This window comes from Pseudoalteromonas sp. MT33b, from assembly GCF_014117385.1.
Lineage (GTDB): Bacteria > Pseudomonadota > Gammaproteobacteria > Enterobacterales > Alteromonadaceae > Pseudoalteromonas > Pseudoalteromonas lipolytica.
The window spans coordinates 3,191,074-3,208,220 of the sequence record NZ_CP059831.1 but is presented as its reverse complement, the minus strand read 5'-3'; the positions used below and the strand labels follow the sequence as shown (position 1 = coordinate 3,208,220).

The following is a 17,147-nucleotide window of genomic DNA, read 5'->3' as shown; positions in this document are numbered from 1 at the left end:
ACCGTAGGCGTTATGCTTGCATGGCGCGTTTGCGCAGCATCACCTCTTTTAAAATTCGCGGCTAAAGCCCCTCCTACAAAAAATGCACACGACACAAGTAGGAGGCGTTTTAACGCCGAAAAGCAAACCTATTAACTGGCATTAAACAACCTTCTCAGTATAACTGTATTAGCTCGTATCTCGCTTTTCGATGCTCGTTGCTTATAACCCTTTCACGGCTAAAGCCACTCCTACAAAAGATACACACGACACACGTAGGAGGCGTTTTAACGGCGAAAAGCAAACCTATTAACTGGCATTAAACAACCTTCTCAGTATAACTGTATTAGCTCGCACCTCGTATCTCGAAGCTTATTTATCTCGCATCTCGTCGCTTATAACCCCTTCGCGCGAAATAAATTTCACGCCTACATTAAACCGTAGGCGTTATGCTTGCATGGTGCGTTTGCGCAGCAACATCTATTTAATAAAATTAGCGTTAAAACGCCTCCTACGATGAAGCTACCCGCTTATTTTTAATAAAATGATAGCGCTGTCATTTTAGTTTTTATATGATAGGTATGAATAATAAACAAAAATGACAAATATTACGGAATAAATACCGTAAACTCAGGGCTTAAACGAGGAGAAAGTAATGGATTTTAAGAGGTCAATACTCGCCGCGATACTGGTAGCATCACCTGTAGTCGCACATGCGACACTGACGCAATCACAGGTTAATCACTTTGCTAAAGACACTGAATTACTATTTTCGGTAGAAGATAATTTCCGTAATAAAGACGCGGGGTTCTTAGGTCAAATTACGCTTAATAATCGCTCTGACGTGGCTTTGCCTGCGGGTGAAAGTGATTGGCAGCTTTATATTCACTCTGTTCGTAAAATTTCGACCGAACATGTCGCAGGCTTAAATATTGAACATGTTAATGGTGACTTACACCGTATAGTGCCAACGAGCAGCTTTAAAGGGTTAGCAGCGGGTGAAAGCCTAGAACTGCCTTTTGATGCACAAGTATGGGTTGTTGCTTACAGCGATTTTATGCCGCGTGCATTTTTTGTTTCAGGAAAAAATAAGCCAGCGGTATTTGCAAACACAGATACCGAAGACTTTAAACAATTTGTAATGCCGTTTACGCGCGATAACCAATTATACCGCTATAACGAGCCGAAAGATTTATCTGTGCTTGCAACGCCTAAAGTACGCTTTGAAAGAAACAATGCCGATAACGTTGCTGTAAGTAAAGAAGATGCACTAAAACGCATTATTCCAAAACCACGCAAAGTTGACTTTAACCGGGGTACAACAACCATCAATAATGATTGGCAAATTAGTTATCAAGGTCAGCTCAAGCACGAAGTAATGGTGTTTATGCAAGACTTACAAGATGACTATGGTATTAGCCTTAAAGCGCAGCCTGACCATATTAACCTTGGTAAAGAGAAACTTATTCGTCTTAAAGTCGACCCTGCACTGAATGCCGGTAAAGCTGAAAGCTACACCCTCGAAATTGATGATGAAGTCATTAACATCGTCGGCAGTGATAATGCTGGTGTGTTTTATGCGATGCAAAGTGTGCTTAATTTGATGCCAGCAGCAACCCAAGGCTCAGCAAGCTTACCTCAGCTTGAATTAGAAGACTCACCTCGCTATGGCTGGCGTGGTATGCATTACGATAATGGCCGTAACTTTCACGGTAAAGAAGCCATGTTTAAGCTCGTTGAGCAAATGGCGCGCTATAAAATGAATAAGCTACATTGGCATTTTTCTGAAGATGAAGGTTGGCGACTCGAAATACCTGGCCTACCCGAGCTTACCGAGGTAGGTGGATACCGTTGTTTTGATTTAGAAGAGCGCACCTGTTTATTAACGCAGCTAGGTACGGGACCATTTAAAACAGGTTCGGGTAATGGTTACTTAAAACGCGAAGAATTTGTTGAACTGTTAAAATACGCAAAAGATCGCCATATTCAGATCATCCCTGAAGTAGAGGGACCCGGGCATGCGCGTGCTTCAATAAAAGCGATGGAGGCACGTTATCATAATATGCTCGAACAAGCCGAAAAAGCAGCTAAAAACAATATAAAAACTGGCTCGGCCAAGCAAGAAATACAACAAGTGGATATGGGTCCTGCAACACAGTATCTACTGACCGATCCGAAAGATACCTCAGTGTATATGACGGTACAAAATTACAAAGATAATTCGATGAATGTCTGTATGGATTCAACCTATGCATTTTTAGATAAAGTAACGTATGAATTACAACAAATGTACCGCGAAGCGGGCGTACAGCTGAAAAACCTACACATTGGTGGTGATGAAGTGGGGGCTGGTTCATGGATTGGCTCACCTGTTTGTCAGGCGTTATTTGCCGAGCCGAGTAATGGCGTGTCGGGCCCCGCTGATCTTAAACCATACTTCACGCAACGCGTCGCGACACTATTAGAAAAGCGCGGTATTTCCCCAGGAATTTGGGAAGACGGCATTATGTATGACCGTGAGAATTCATTTAAACGTGATGAATTCCCAAATAAAACCTTTACGGTTAATACATGGGATAATATTTGGGAGTGGGGCGTTGCAGACAGAGCATATCGGTTAGCAAATGCGGGCTACCAAGTGGTGTTATCACATGGCACGCACTTATATTTCGATCATCCCTATGAAGCCAGCCCAGAAGAGCGTGGTTATTATTGGGCAACCCGTTACACCGATACTAAAAAAACCTTTAACTACATGCCAGACGATGTATACGCGAACGCAGACTATACCCGTACTCGCGAGCCAATTGTTAATTTAGAAGCCTTGGTTGGTCGCCCGTTACCTAAGCTTGAGAAACCTGAAAATATTCTGGGTATGCAAGGTCAGGTGTGGTCTGAAACTATCCGCACAGAAGATCAGGTGTTAGCGATGATTTTTCCGCGTATTTTGTCAGTTGCAGAACGTGCGTGGCACAAAGCAGAGTGGGAAGGCGAAAATGTCGATACCAAAAAGCAAGCGAAAGACTGGGCTGAATTCTCAAGCGCTGTGGGTTTAAAAGAGCTCGAAAAGCTGGCGCAAGATGGTATCAATTTGCATTTACCTGTGCCCGGAGCTGTTATTGAAAATGGGACGTTAAAAGCCAACACAGCGTTTAACTATTTAAGCATTGAATACAGTCTAGATAATGGAAAAAATTGGCAGCTTTATGCTGATCCGATCAGTGTTGAAAATGATGCAAATGTAGCCTTGCGTAGCCGTTTAAATTCGCAGCAAACAAGCCGAATAACCTATGTAAATTAATAGATTACAAGCAAACTAAAAGGGCCTTTGGCCCTTTTTTATTATCTTGCTTTTAACTAAAGGCATCGTATTATGACTACAATTTGATGTCAGTTTAATGGCAGCGCTGTCATTTTTGTTGCGTTAGTGTTATAAATATTTCATCAAACGTATTTATAATCATCTTGAACAAATAGCGTTGATAAATTGAGTCAATGCTATGAATGGGAATTACCATGTCAGAAACGAATAAACAAAGCAGCCTAATACCTATGGCTATCGTTGCCACGCTGTTTTTTATCTTAGGCTTTGCTACTTGGTTAAATGGCTCTTTAATGCCTTTTCTGCAGCAAGTTTTGCAGCTTTCGCCGTTTCAGGCGTCGTTGATTATTTTCTCGTTTTATATCGCGGTAACATTCACTGCGATTCCATCAGCGATGATTATTCGTAAGGTGGGTTACAAAAATGGTATGGCCCTTGGCATGGCAACCATGATGGTTGCAGGGTTGTTATTTATTCCTGCTGCAAAAACACAAGTGTTTGCACTGTTTTTATTTGCGCAACTCGTTATGGGCGCGGGTCAAACATTACTACAAACAGCGGTGAACCCGTATGTGGTAAGAATTGGTCCCGAGGAATCAGCCGCAGCCCGCGTAAGTGTTATGGGTATTTTAAATAAAGGTGCAGGGGTTGTAGCCCCGATTGTGTTTACCGCACTCATATTGAGTGATTTTAAAGGGTTTGTTGGTAAAGAGCTCAGCCAAGCTGACATCGATGCCATGGCCAATGGCTTAATATTACCGTATTTAGGGATGGCACTTTTTATTGGTATACTTGGCTTCGCAGTGACCAAAATGCCGTTACCTGAACTAATTGATGATGCTGATGAACAGCAGCCTGGGCAAGTTAAAAAAGCATTGGCGCATCCGAGCCTTGCGTTAGGGATTGTAGCGTTGTTTGTGTATGTGGCTGTCGAGGTAATTGCTGGTGACACCATTGGTAGCTTTGCTCTGTCATTGGGTGTCGAGCAATACAGTGTGATGACATCGTACACCATGGGTTGTATGGTACTTGGTTACTTTTTAGGTATATTATTGATTCCACGAGTGTTGTCTCAGCAGGCAGCACTGACTATTTCAGCGCTGTTAGGCTGTGTGTTAACGCTTGCGATAGTAACTGGCAGTAATGAGTCGGTTGTTATTTCTACATTGCTTGGCCTAAAATCGGTACTTCCTGATACCTTATTGCTGATTGCTGTGCTAGGCTTTGCCAATGCAATTGTTTGGCCAGCAGTTTGGCCGCTAGCGCTTTCGGGCTTAGGTAAGCTTACCAGTGTGGGGTCGGGCTTGCTTGTTATGGGTATTGCCGGCGGTGCATTTGGTCCGTTATTTTGGGGCTTGGCAAGTGGCGGCGTTAAAAGTGCCGAGGCGCAACAAATGGCTTATATTGTGATGTTGCCTTGTTATTTATTCATACTTTTCTATGCTGTGAAAGGGCATAAAATGAAAAGTTGGAAGTAATTAAAAAGCGTGAGGTAAAGACGAGTAAATCGTCGGCCTTGCACTTGATGTAAAGCATTTCTAGTAAATAGAAATAATCCCGTGTGTAATGCCACCGAAAGGTGGCATTTTTTTGTCTTATTTAAACCGTTGGCGTTATGCTTGCATCGCGCGTTTGCGCAGCAACTTACCTTTAAAAATTCACGGCTAAAGCCCTTCCTACAAAAGATGCACACGACACACGTAGGAGGCGTTTTAACGCCGAAAAGCAAACCTATTCAGCGACATTAAACACCCACCTCGATTTAGTTCGCACCCCGCATCTCGTACCTCGTAGCTTATAACCCTTTCGCGGCTAAAGCCCCTCCTACAAAAGATACATACGACACTCGTGGGGGGCTTTTTAACGCCGAAAAAGCAAACCTGTTCAGCAACATTAAACACCCACCTCGATTTAGCTCGCATCTCGCTTCTCGTACTTCGTAGCTTAAAACCCTTTCACGGCTAAAGCCCTTCCTACAAAAAATGCACACGACACACGTAGGAGGCTTTTTAACGCTGAAAAGCAAACCTGTTCAGCAACATTAAACAACCATCTCGGTTTAGCTGTGCTAGCTCGTATCTCGCTTTTCGATGCTCGTTACTTATAACCCTTTCGCGGCTAAAGCCCCTCCTACAAAATATGCACACGACACACGTGGGAGGCGTTTTAACGCCGAAAAAGCAAACCTGTACAGCAACATTAAACAACTATCTCGATTTAGCTCGCACCTCGCTTCGCGTACCTCGTTGCTTAAAACCCTTTCGCGGCTATAGCCCTTCCTACAAAAGATGCACACGACACACGTAGGAGGCGTTTTAACGCCGAAAAAGCACACCTGTTCAGCAACATTAAACAACCATCTCGGTTTAGCTGTACTAGCTCGCACCTCGCTGCTCGTAACTCGCAATTCGCATCTCGTACCTCGTTGCTTATAACCTCTTCGCGCGAAATAAATTTCACGCCTACATTAAACCGTATGCGTTATGCTTGCATGGCGCGTTTGCGCAGCAACTTTTTAAATAGCTTTGAGGTTAAAAAATAAGCAAGGTGAAATGTATAAGATGCGCTGAATAAAAACAGAGAGTTAAAAACAAATGCTAAAAATTGAAATAAAATAATGCTAGGGTAACTAGGCTAAGAATAAATCTATAAAGGAACAACAAAAGAAATACAAAAGGGGGGGAGTGGGGCGACTGATGGGGCTTGAACCCACGACAACCGGAATCACAATCCGGGGCTCTACCAACTGAGCTACAGCCGCCACTGAGATACACCATGTTTGGTGTGGCGCGCATATTACATAATTAACGTGGGCTTGTGAACCCCTAAATATAAAAAAAGATAAAAAAGTTGAAAGAGTAAGAAATTTCAGAAACTTAATACTGGTCAGCTGGCGTTCAGTTTCGGGGGCTAGACTCTCTCTTTTGCAATTAAGCAATCACTCATTGATTAATCTGCATGTTATTTAATGATTTTTTAACCAAAGATCATATATAATTTCAACAGCGTTACGCTAAAAATGAACTTCAGGAGAGAACATGGATACAATAATGAACTGGATCAATGAGAATTCAGATTTAATAATACATTACGCCGTTCAGGCTGTTCTGGCGCTAATTATCTTCTTTATTGGTAGCCGCATCGCTAAATTCTGCGAAGGGTTAACTGAAAAAGCATTTGATAAGAAAAAAGTAGATAAAGCGGTAGGTTCATTTGTAGCGAGCATTGTTTATGCAATCGTTTTTGCTGCAACAATCTTAATGGCTCTATCTCAACTAGGTATCGAGACAACATCATTCATTGCTATCTTAGGTGCTGCGGGCTTAGCTGTTGGTTTAGCACTTCAGGGTTCATTATCTAACTTTGCTTCTGGCGTATTAATTATTTTACTTCGTCCGTTCAAATCAGGTGACTATGTTGAAGCTGGCGGTAAAGCGGGTACGGTTAAGAAAATTGAAATTTTCTCTACAGAAATGCGCACACCAGACAATAAAGTAATTGTAATGCCTAACTCAAAAATCATGGGCGATGCAATTGTTAACTATTCACGTGAGTCTACACGTCGTATCGACTTAGTAATTGGTGTTGGTTACGACGCTGATCTTAAAGAAGCAAAAGCAGTGCTTAAGTCAGTACTAGACAAAGAAACGCGTTTATTAAAAGATCCTGCATACACAGTAGCTGTATCTGAACTTGCCGATTCAAGCGTAAACTTTGTGGTTCGTCCATGGGTTAACTCTGCTGACTACTGGCCAACATATTTCGACTTAATGGAAAACATTAAGATTGCACTTGATGATGCAAACATCACAATTCCATTCCCGCAAATGGACGTTCATTTGCACAAAGAAGACTAAATTGTCTAATTAAAAGTAGTAAAGGTTATTTTTTAATGAAATTAAAAGCTTTATCAATTCTAGTTGCAGCATCTGCTGCAACTAGCGCATTCGCAGCCGATGAAACGAAAACGTGGGACGTTACGAGTGAGTTAGGTGCCATCATAACCAGCGGTAATACAGAAACAACCACTCTAAAAGGTGGCATAAAGGTATTACATAACCTTGAGAGCTGGAATAACGAATATAAGCTTGATGGTCTTTATAAAGAAGACGAGATCGAAAATGATGCCGGTGTTAAAGAAACACAGCGTACTAACGAAAAGTACTCTTTTTCTGCACAGGGTAACTACAAGCTAAACGAAAAGCACTCACACTTATTCATTTACGGTTCGCACGTATCTGATTACTTTGGTGCTTACCGTAATGAGACTGTAGTTTCAGCGGGTTATGGTTTACGATTAATCGACCGTTCTGATATGTGGTTAAATGCAGAAGTGGGTCCAGGTTATAAATACTTCCAATACCCAGACACAAGCACAGAAGTTGACGAAAACGGTAACTCACTTGCGGGTGAACGCGAAGGTGAAGTAATTGCGTTAGGTAAACTTGACTACAATTGGCAAATTTCAGACAGTGCGCGTTTCACTCAGCTCGTTTCTGTGGAATACGGTGATACCAACACCAAAACACGTTCTGAATCAGCCATTCTTGCCAAAATTAATGGTTCACTGCAAATGAAAGTGGCGTACAACATTACTCACAACTCTGATGTCGCTGACGACAAAGAAAATACAGATACTGAAACGTCATTAACGTTGGTTTACAGTTTTTAACTAAATAAACCGGAATATTGATGTTTTTATGACAGAAAGGGACGAAAGTCCCTTTTTTATTTTTTGTCATTTCAGGTAGAATAGACAATCTTTTTGACTGTAGAACTATGGAAATCCCTACTTGTGATGTTATTTAAAAGACTCTTTATTACTTTTTTGCTATTAACTTCTGCATCAGTATTGGCATTTACCCCTACAGCAGCTCAAATTGAGCAATTTAAAAAGCTTCCTAAAGCTCAGCAAGAAGCGCTTGCTAAACAATATGGTGTCGATTTATCCACCATAACAGGCAAAACCTCTAATAAAGAATCTGTTGAACAAGAGTCAACAATTCAACCTCGCTTTGAAAAAGAACAAGAAGAACTTACAGACGATGAACGTTTTGCGCCGAAAGTCGATGAAGTAAAACCTTTTGGTTATGACCTATTTGCTGGTGAGCCAACCACATTTATGCCCAGCGAAAATGCCGCAGTCCCAGATACTTATCTAATTGGCCGTGGTGATGAGCTTACTATTAACTTTTATGGTAAAGAAAGTGAAAGCTACGATGTGATGGTTGATCGTGAAGGCCGTATAAGTATCCCAAATCTTAGCCCAGTCCAAGTTGCAGGGCTTACATTTGCAGAAGTAAAAGAGCTCATTAAAGCCAAAGTTGAACAGGAAGTTATTGGCATTAAAGCGTTTGTATCGGTCGGTAAACTACGTAGTATTCGTATTTTAGTGTTAGGTGAAGCTTATAAACCGGGTAGTTACAGTGTGTCATCACTGACTACAGTATCGCATGCTTTGTTTGTGAGCGGCGGGGTGTCAGAAATAGCCTCATTACGAAACATACAAGTTAAACGTGCCGGTAAAGTTGTTGCAAATTTTGACTTGTACGATCTGCTTATTAAGGGTGATAGCAGTAACGATATTATATTAAAGCCAGGTGATGTTGTTTTTATCCCGCCTGTTGGTTCGCAAGTTGCTGTTGAGGGACTTGTAAAACGCCCAGCAATTTTTGAGTTAAAAAAAGGCGAAACGGCAGAGCAGCTTTTAAAAATGGCTGGCGGTTTAAAGCCACAAGCATATGCTAAAAAAGCGTTGGTTGAGCGCTTTAACAATCACAACATGAAAGAAGTATTATCTGTTGACTTCAGCACAGATCAAATTAGCTATATTCCGCGTGATGGCGACCGTATTCGGTTTAATCCTATCAGTTTACAGTACCAGAATAGTGTTAGCTTAATTGGTGCTGTTGCGCGTCCTGGTCATTACCAATGGCATCAAGGTAAACGCATTTCAGATATTTTCACTTCAGTGCGTGGCGACTTACTGCCACAGGCCGATCTTGGTTATGGCTTACTGGTACGTGAAATAAACGTTGCCGGTGATATTGAGGTTTTCCAATTTGATATTGCCCAAGCTATCGTGAAAGCTCAAGGTCATGATTTAGAGTTAAAAGCAAACGATAAACTGTTTGTTTTTAGCCGTTATCAAGAAAGAGAAGCTGAAGAAATTGCACTTGCAAATATGGCGTTAAGCGAAGAGCAACAGCAACAGCAATTTAAAGTGAAGCAATGGCACGAATATCAAAATAAAGAGTTTGAACGCTATATTGGTGTTTTAAAAGAAGAAGACCCTTTCAAGCTTGAGGAAGAAAAAGTACTCACCATCGCAGAAATATCGAAGCGTAAAGCAAAAGAAGAAGAGCAGGAGTTAGAACCTGAAGATTACGCAGTCTTTAGTCGCTATAACTTATTAAAACCAATTATAGCAAAGCTTAAACAGCAAGCCTCTGTTACAACAGCAATGCAACTTGTTGAAATTAATGGTCATGTTACGTACCCAGGCGTTTACCCGTTAACGGTTGGCAGCGAAGTAAATGAACTTATTGCAGCAGCCGGTGGCTTACTTGAGTCAGCTTATACAGAACAAGCTGAAATCACTCGGATTGTTGCGGGTGATGCGTCAAAAGTTGAACACATCAAGTTTGACCTACATGCAGCTATGCTAGGTGAAAAAGCTGAAAATAAAATATTGCGTAGTAAAGATAGTATTAATATTTTCTCTATTCCTAATTGGCAAGAAAACGTAAAAGTTGAGCTAAAAGGTGAAGTGAAGTTTCCTGGTGTATACACCATTCGACGTGGAGAAACCCTTACTAACCTGCTTGAAAGAGCTGGGGGGTTTTCTGACTTTGCAGAACCCGATGCTGCTATCTTTACTCGTGAGTCAATCCGAAAACAAGAACAACAACAGTTAGCAAAACTATCAGAAGACTTACGTCGAGACATTGCCACAAAAAGCTTTGAAAAATCCGTAAGTAGTAACACCCTTTCTTATGAAGAAATGAACAAGTTACTTATTGATTTGGCAAATGTTGAAGCTGTAGGACGTTTAGTTATTGACCTTCCCCTGATTGCTGATAACAAACAAAAACTTGTTTTACAAAATGGCGATACGCTTTATGTCCCAAGCAAACGTGACTCAATAAGCGTTATTGGAGAAGTAAACTACGCGACTTCTCACTTGTTTAAACCCGGTATTGACGTTGAAGATTACATCAGCCTCAGTGGTGGTTTAAAAGAGCGTGCCGCTGATGATCGAATCTATATCATTAAAGCAAATGGTTCAGTAAAAATTCCAAATAGCGGCAGCTGGTTTGCAGTTAATGATTCACAGCTCTTAGAAGCGGGCGACACTATCGTTGTACCAATGAATGCTGATTACATGGACAACTTAACCTTGTGGAGCACCGCAACGCAGATTGTTTATCAGCTTGGTGTAGCCGTAGCAGCGATTAGTAGTATTTAAAGGTTTAAGATGAATAATCAAGAAGGTATTCAAATAGATTTTAGAACGTTAGTAGCTATTTTATGGCGAGCAAAAATTTTTATTATTAGCATCACCATTTTGTTTTCTATAGGGACTGTTTTATTCTCTTTGTCATTACCAAATATATATAGATCGGAAGCTTTAGTAAGTATCGTCGAGAATGAAGATTCATCTCTAAGTGGTTTATCTTCAAAGTTTGGGGGGTTAGCGTCTATTGCTGGCATTAATTTACAGAGTCAAAGCGGAAGTAAACGTGAAGTTGCATTAGAAACATTAAAAAGTAGATCTTTTATTAAAAGGTTTATTAATGATAATAAACTGAAACCGATCATTTTGGCTGCCAAGGACTGGGAACCTAAAAATAATGAATTGGTTTATGACCCTGAAATTTATGAAGTAAAAAGTCAAAAGTGGGTACGCGAAGTTTCTTTCCCTAAAACACAAGTTCCCAGTGATATAGAGGCTTATAGATTCTTTATGAAGGAAAACCTGAATATTTCTGAAGATAAAGACACTAGTTTTGTCTATATTTCAGTAAATCATTTTTCTCCATATATAGCTAAAGAAATTTTAGATAAGATAATTATATCTATAAATGATGAATTACGTAAAGTAGACATCGAAGAGGCAAATAAAAGTGTCGCTTTTTTACAACAGAAGATAGAAGAAACTAAAAATGTAGATATGCGAAAGATCATGTTTGATATGATCGAAACCCAAGTACAGAATCAAATGCTTGCAGAGGTTCGGGATGAATATATATTTAAAACGATAGATCCCGCTATAGCAGATGAAATTAAATTTTCACCCAAAAGAGCTGTTTTATGTATTATGGGGTTTATAATAGGCTTCTTTTTTTCTGTTCTCTGTGTATTAGTATCCTACATATATAAAGAACAAAAAGTAGAATAAACTTTATATTTTACTGAGAAAAAAATTGTCAAAAATAATTTTAAAAGAATCCTACTTATACATAATAGGAGAAATAATAAGTAAAGGCATCCCTGTTTTATTATTGCCATATATGGCAAAAAAAATGGGTGTTAATGAATTAGCTGAATATTCTATTTATCAGTCTATTATTGCATTTTCATCAATATGTCTCTTGTTATCAATGGATGGTGCTATAGCTCGCTATTATCACCGCTATGGTTTTAGGGCTATTGAGAGACTTAAGAACGTAGCTTCTTTCATTAGTGCGGTATTGTGTTTAATATTCATTTTAATATCATACCTTTTTTCCTACTATTATATGGCCATGGCTTGCTTAGTCTCATTCTGTTATGTGATTTATATGCTTAACTTATCTGTAGCTCAGGCTTCTAGACAAGTGGATAAGTATTTGGCGGCTCAACTAATCAGTGGCTTTGTTCTTCTTATTAGTATTATTTTATTTTTTGAATTTTCGGAAGCGACATCAGAGACACGAATTTATGCGAGTGCTTTATCTTGGTTTTTACCATCATTTTGGCTTGTTTTTAATCTAAAAACCTATAAGCATAAAATAAGAAAGAAAATAAATATGAAACATGCATTATATTTATTTTCTTTTGGCCTTCCGCTTTTGTTACATTCTTTTTCTGGGATGTTAAAGGGGCATGTTGAGAGATTTTTTATTAATGAGAGCTTCTCTAAAACAGCATTAGCAGAATATTTTCTAGCCATGCAAATAGCAAGTATATTCTATCTTTTATTACTGGCTTTAAATCGAGCTATTGTCCCACATTTTTACTCAGAAATGAAAAGCTCTTCTTTAAATATCAAAGTGATAGAAAAACTAGTTCTAAAATCTTTTTTAATTATACCTATTTTTCCTTTTTTGGTTTATTTGATCCCTGATCAAATCTTCTATTTTTTCTTTGGTAACGAATATATGAATCTAAATAAGTGGACTAGTATATTGGTGTTAGGCTATGCCCTAATGATACCTTACTTTATTATGGTTAATGTCTTGTTCTATAAAGCCAAAAATAAATTAATCTCAACAATAAGTGTGATCGCAGCAGGTGTGCATGTAATTATTTCTTACTTGTTTTCTAAAATATCGATGGATTTATTGGTTTATACATTATTCATATCGTCACTTCTTCAATTAATTGTTATGTATTTTTATACATTTAATTCTAAAGTTAAGGTAATAAAATAGATGGAACTTTATATCGCATCTAAACCTCTACAAATAAATGTAGCAAGTATTATTGCTGATACGCGAATGAATGAAAGTTGCTTGATTATTATTGATATGTTTCATGATGCTGAAAATGTATTCAATAAAATTAAATCGAAAGGTTGTTGGGGGAAAGTCCTATTTGTAAAAAATAGATTTATGTCTTTCTATAAAGGTGCACAATTACAGCCCAGTAAGACTTATATCGATGGAGATATAGGCACAAGACTCGCTATTTACCTTACCTACTTTAAGCTATTTTCTAGAACTAGGAAATTATATGTTTATGAAGAAGGAATTGGAACATATAGAAACGATATCTATAAATCTAGTATTAAAACTAAGCTTTTTGACATTTTAGGTATCAGTACTGTTTTCGGTGGAAGTTGGTTTTGCGATGGTGTTTATGTTTTTGAACCTCTGGTTTATGAAAAAAATATAAAAATAAAAAAAGAAAATTTTAAAATATTAAAACTAGAAAAGAGTATTAAAAGCTACTGTCAGGATAATATTTTTTATTTAAATGATGTTTATGGATTTAACCCTGACGCATTAGGTAGCGGGAATTCATCTTTTGTTTATATTAGTGATTGGCATTTCGATAGTTGTTTCTTAAAATCTGCAGGTGAAAAAAAATTCGATAAGAAAATAATTAAATTGCATCCTAATATAAAAGAAGGTATTAAACTTGATCTTGAGGGGTTTGATATTTTAGATAACAAAGTTCCTGCTGAGATATTGATTCATTCCCTTTCTGAAAACTATAAAACCGTAACTGTCTTACATCATGGATCTAGTGTAGAGCATTATATGAAATATGATAATGTGAATTATGTGAAAGTCTCAAAATGAACTTTAACTTAACCTGTTTTTTTTGTGTATAACTATGGAATAAAGAGTTACTTAAATGCTTGATTCTTTCTCATATTACTAGCGGACTTGCGATGGATTATTTTTCACTGTCTAATTATGTGCTGCTATTAATTGCAAGCATTACAATAATATTGATAGCCTATTCAGACTTGTTTGGTAAAGTTAGCTTCAAAAGTTCAGGTTCTTTATTAGCTATCTTATTACTATTAATACTACTTATTGCTCGTGATAAAGGCTGGGATCTAGAGTTATATGAGAATATTTTTAACAATGTAAATGAAGTTGGAATTGGTGGTTGGATAGAACCTGGATTTCAGTTGCTCATTATCGCAGTGAAATCTATTGGGGGTAACTTTCTACTCTTTAATATTATTTACTCGCTAATTTTATGTTGTCTACTTTATTCTATTATTAAGAAAGATATCCGTTATGCTTCAGTAGCTGTTTTAATGTTCTTCTTGCTTTATTACTTTAGAGGTCCATATGGTCAAATAAGGCAAGCATTAGCAATGTTGATCTTTATATATTCTTTACGTTATATCTTTGACAGAAAGAACTTATATATTTCTTTAAATCTAATTGCATTGATGTTTCACAGTGTAGCAATATTTGGTTTATTCTTTATTTTTCTTGCTACAAAATTTAAAGTTACAAAGAAAAATTATGTAGTAGTAATTTCTATTTTTGTTGCTTTGTACTTTTCAGGTGTGTTCAGTAATCTTCTTGTTTATTTAATTGGTCTCGATTCAAACCCTATCTTGATGAAAGTTCAGTTCTACCTTGAGAATGCAAATGTTAAAGGTGGTTGGCTAACTCCTGACTTTTTCAAAATATGCGTTATTTCATTTTTAATTTTGTTGATTGCCCCTGAATTTGATAAAATATCACCTTATAAGAGAGTTCTTATACTGAGCTTTCTAACTGGTTCATGCTTATATATGCTTCTTAGCTTTGATTTGAGATTGGCATCACGCTCTAGTCGACTTTTCTTAATATCAGAGTTTTTGATAATTGCAATGTTATTCGAGTATGCAAAAAGTAAAGGCAAGTTATTTTTGTTTATGCTTTTTTATGGTTCTATCTATTTGCTTTGGGAGTTTTATATAATGTCGAAAGCAGAAGTTATTTACTCTTGGAGTTGAAATGAATATTGAGATTTTAATGGCGACAATGGCTAAAGCTAAGATCAGTGATATTGACTGGCAAGCTAAGAATATTATTTCGCCATTATTATTAATTAACCAATCAGATTTTAATGGTAAAGAAGTCTCTGATGATATCACTATGATATCTAATACTGAGAGAGGGTCATCTAAGAGTAGAAATCTAGCAATTGAAAATGCAACAGGCGATATCTGTATTATTGCTGACGACGATGTAAGTTACTTGGAAGGTTATGAAAATATAGTTAAGGATGCTTATTCTAAATATCCTGATGCCGATATAATAACTTTTCAAATACAAACGACTGAAGGTAAACCATTCAAGCCAAATTATCCGGTTGAAGAGGGATATCATTCAAAAATGAGTATTTTAAAATGTGCTTCAATAGAGATTACTTTTAAAAGACAATCAATCATCGATAAGGGTTTGAAGCTTGATCTAGAGTTTGGTCTAGGCAGTAAATATCGAGTTCATGATGAGATTATTTTTCTAAAGGATGCTTTAAGTCAAGGTTTGAAGTGCGTTTATGTACCAATTCCTATTGTTGTGCATCCCCCAGAAAGTTCAGGTACAGATTATAATGAAGCCTTATTATTTTCTAAGGGCGCTGCCTTTTATCGCTTGTTTGGAATCTCTGCTATTGCTTATGATTTAGCTTTTTCACTCAAAAAGTATTCAGAGTATAAAAATGTCTTTAGCTTCTTTGATTGTTTAAAGTTGATGATAAAAGGCACTTTGAGTTATAGGAAGGAACACTGATGGTTACAGAAGTAAAATATTTAGTTTTAGGTGGCGGTGTATCTGGTTTAGCATTTGCCAACTTTGTTAACTCTGATGATTACTTAATTTTGGAGAAAGAATCAGAGCTTGGTGGTTACTGTCGTACTATAAATCAAGATGGGTTTATTTGGGATTACGCGGGTCACTTTTTTCATTTCGCGACAGAAAAGCTTAAAAACTTTTTTAAAGAGAAAATTGACGATCAAAAACTTGTTGAAAGGACTAAAGTAACGAAGATCTTTTTTGATAATGACTTAATTGATTTCCCTTTCCAGTCAAATATTCATCAGCTAAAAAAAGACAAGTTCCAAGAGTGTTTGTACGATCTATACTTTCGCAATGATAAAGAAGCATACGAATCATTTCTTGATATGCTGTATGCTAAGTTTGGAAAAGCAATAACTGATTATTTTTTAAAACCCTATAACGAAAAATTGTATGCATGCGATTTAAACACTCTTGACGTGAATGCAATGGGTCGCTTTTTTCCTTACGCCAATCTAGATCAGGTTATTAAATCATTCAAAAAGCAGTCTGTTGAGAGCTATAATTCAACTTTTTTGTATCCTAAAGAGGGTGCTAAAATTTTTGTTGATGCATTGGCAGAGTCAATACCAGATTCGAAAATATCCTTAAATGAGATAGTGTTAGAAATAAACTACGATGAAAAGGTTGCTATTACAAATAAGCGGCAGATTACTTTTGATTACTTAGTGAATAGCTCTCCACTTAAAAGCTTTTCTGAAAAAATTAACATTGAAAAAGTAAATCGTTTAGCTGATGACTTTAGTTATAACAAAGTGTTGGTATTTAATTTAGGTTTTGATAAAAAGTCACCAAATGAAGATACTCATTGGCTTTACTTTCCAGATAAAGATATCAATTTTTATCGAGTTGGTTTTTACGATAACATCCTCGGTAGCTCAAGGTTGAGTATGTATGTTGAAATTGGTTATTCACCAGAGGACCCTGTCGATATTGATGAGCAGTTAAAGCTAACATTAGAAAACCTTAAAACAGTAGGTATAATTAATGATCATAAGCTCGTTTCATATTGTTCTATTATCATGGATCCTGCATATGTACATGTAAGTGATAAATCCAATTTATCAAAGAAAGAAATATTAGCTATCCTATCTGAAAAGAACATATATTCTATCGGACGATATGGAGACTGGAAATATTGCTCTATAGAAGATTCTATGCTCGATGCGATTAACTTAGCTAATGAGATAAGTTAATTCTATAAAGTTTTAACTACATTAGAAGGTTTGAGACTTCTTTAAAGTATCGACATTCTTCGCAATGTAAATGTGGGTTTAAAACGTTTGAGTGAGTGTAAGTTTACTTAATGTTTACAAGTATAAACCATA

Annotated in this window: 11 protein-coding genes and 1 tRNA gene; 11 read left to right on the top strand and 1 reads right to left on the bottom strand. The window is 37.4% G+C overall.

Going from position 1 to position 17,147, the window contains the following annotated elements; all coding sequences use genetic code 11:
• The first annotated feature begins 634 nt into the window (after positions 1-634).
• Positions 635-3,280, top strand: a complete 2,646-nt coding sequence (locus H3302_RS14450; RefSeq protein WP_182395704.1) for a family 20 glycosylhydrolase — start codon at positions 635-637, stop codon at positions 3,278-3,280.
• Between the two features lie 215 nt (positions 3,281-3,495).
• Positions 3,496-4,779, top strand: a complete 1,284-nt coding sequence (gene nagP, locus H3302_RS14445; protein ID WP_409076797.1) for an N-acetylglucosamine MFS transporter NagP — start codon at positions 3,496-3,498, stop codon at positions 4,777-4,779.
• Positions 4,780-5,986: 1,207 nt separating this feature from the next.
• Here nagP and H3302_RS14440 read toward each other — a convergent pair.
• Positions 5,987-6,062, bottom strand: a tRNA-His gene (locus H3302_RS14440).
• Between the two features lie 277 nt (positions 6,063-6,339).
• Between H3302_RS14440 and H3302_RS14435 the strand changes: the two genes are divergently transcribed.
• From H3302_RS14435 to H3302_RS14395, 9 genes are all read left to right on the top strand, one after another.
• A complete protein-coding gene (locus H3302_RS14435; protein WP_036973285.1) occupies positions 6,340-7,158 on the top strand; it encodes a mechanosensitive ion channel family protein in 819 nt (272 codons plus the stop codon).
• A gap of 35 nt (positions 7,159-7,193) precedes the next feature.
• Positions 7,194-7,973, top strand: a complete 780-nt coding sequence (locus H3302_RS14430; protein ID WP_036973284.1) for a YdiY family protein — start codon at positions 7,194-7,196, stop codon at positions 7,971-7,973.
• A gap of 126 nt (positions 7,974-8,099) precedes the next feature.
• Entirely contained in the window at positions 8,100-10,769 is a 2,670-nt protein-coding gene (locus tag H3302_RS14425) for an SLBB domain-containing protein (protein WP_182396422.1), read from the top strand.
• Positions 10,770-10,778: 9 nt separating this feature from the next.
• Entirely contained in the window at positions 10,779-11,702 is a 924-nt protein-coding gene (locus H3302_RS14420) for a Wzz/FepE/Etk N-terminal domain-containing protein (protein WP_182395701.1), read from the top strand.
• 25 nt (positions 11,703-11,727) lie between these two features.
• The gene (locus H3302_RS14415; RefSeq protein ID WP_182395698.1) at positions 11,728-12,936 is read left to right on the top strand and encodes an oligosaccharide flippase family protein; all 1,209 of its coding nucleotides are present in this window, start codon (positions 11,728-11,730) and stop codon (positions 12,934-12,936) included.
• Complete coding sequence (locus tag H3302_RS14410; RefSeq protein WP_182395696.1) at positions 12,937-13,809, top strand: hypothetical protein; 873 nt, start codon at positions 12,937-12,939, stop codon at positions 13,807-13,809. It begins immediately after the preceding gene.
• Positions 13,810-13,901: 92 nt separating this feature from the next.
• Entirely contained in the window at positions 13,902-14,972 is a 1,071-nt protein-coding gene (locus H3302_RS14405) for an EpsG family protein (protein WP_180311185.1), read from the top strand.
• 1 nt (position 14,973) lies between these two features.
• Positions 14,974-15,753 (top strand): glycosyltransferase family A protein, encoded by a 780-nt coding sequence (locus tag H3302_RS14400; protein ID WP_180311184.1) that lies wholly within the window; start codon positions 14,974-14,976, stop codon positions 15,751-15,753.
• Positions 15,753-17,015, top strand: coding sequence for an NAD(P)/FAD-dependent oxidoreductase (locus tag H3302_RS14395; protein ID WP_180311183.1), 1,263 nt, complete (start codon positions 15,753-15,755; stop codon positions 17,013-17,015). Before H3302_RS14400 ends, H3302_RS14395 begins: the two co-directional genes overlap by 1 nt.
• Positions 17,016-17,147: the final 132 nt, after the last annotated feature.

Coding starts and splice junctions, on each gene's coding strand:
- nagP (WP_409076797.1), top strand. CDS start 3,496: ATGTCAGAAACGAATAAACAAAGCAGCCTAATACCTATGGCTATCGTT.
- H3302_RS14435 (WP_036973285.1), top strand. CDS start 6,340: ATGGATACAATAATGAACTGGATCAATGAGAATTCAGATTTAATAATA.
- H3302_RS14400 (WP_180311184.1), top strand. CDS start 14,974: ATGAATATTGAGATTTTAATGGCGACAATGGCTAAAGCTAAGATCAGT.
- H3302_RS14450 (WP_182395704.1), top strand. CDS start 635: ATGGATTTTAAGAGGTCAATACTCGCCGCGATACTGGTAGCATCACCT.
- H3302_RS14405 (WP_180311185.1), top strand. CDS start 13,902: ATGGATTATTTTTCACTGTCTAATTATGTGCTGCTATTAATTGCAAGC.
- H3302_RS14395 (WP_180311183.1), top strand. CDS start 15,753: ATGGTTACAGAAGTAAAATATTTAGTTTTAGGTGGCGGTGTATCTGGT.
- H3302_RS14425 (WP_182396422.1), top strand. CDS start 8,100: ATGTTATTTAAAAGACTCTTTATTACTTTTTTGCTATTAACTTCTGCA.
- H3302_RS14430 (WP_036973284.1), top strand. CDS start 7,194: ATGAAATTAAAAGCTTTATCAATTCTAGTTGCAGCATCTGCTGCAACT.
- H3302_RS14410 (WP_182395696.1), top strand. CDS start 12,937: ATGGAACTTTATATCGCATCTAAACCTCTACAAATAAATGTAGCAAGT.
- H3302_RS14420 (WP_182395701.1), top strand. CDS start 10,779: ATGAATAATCAAGAAGGTATTCAAATAGATTTTAGAACGTTAGTAGCT.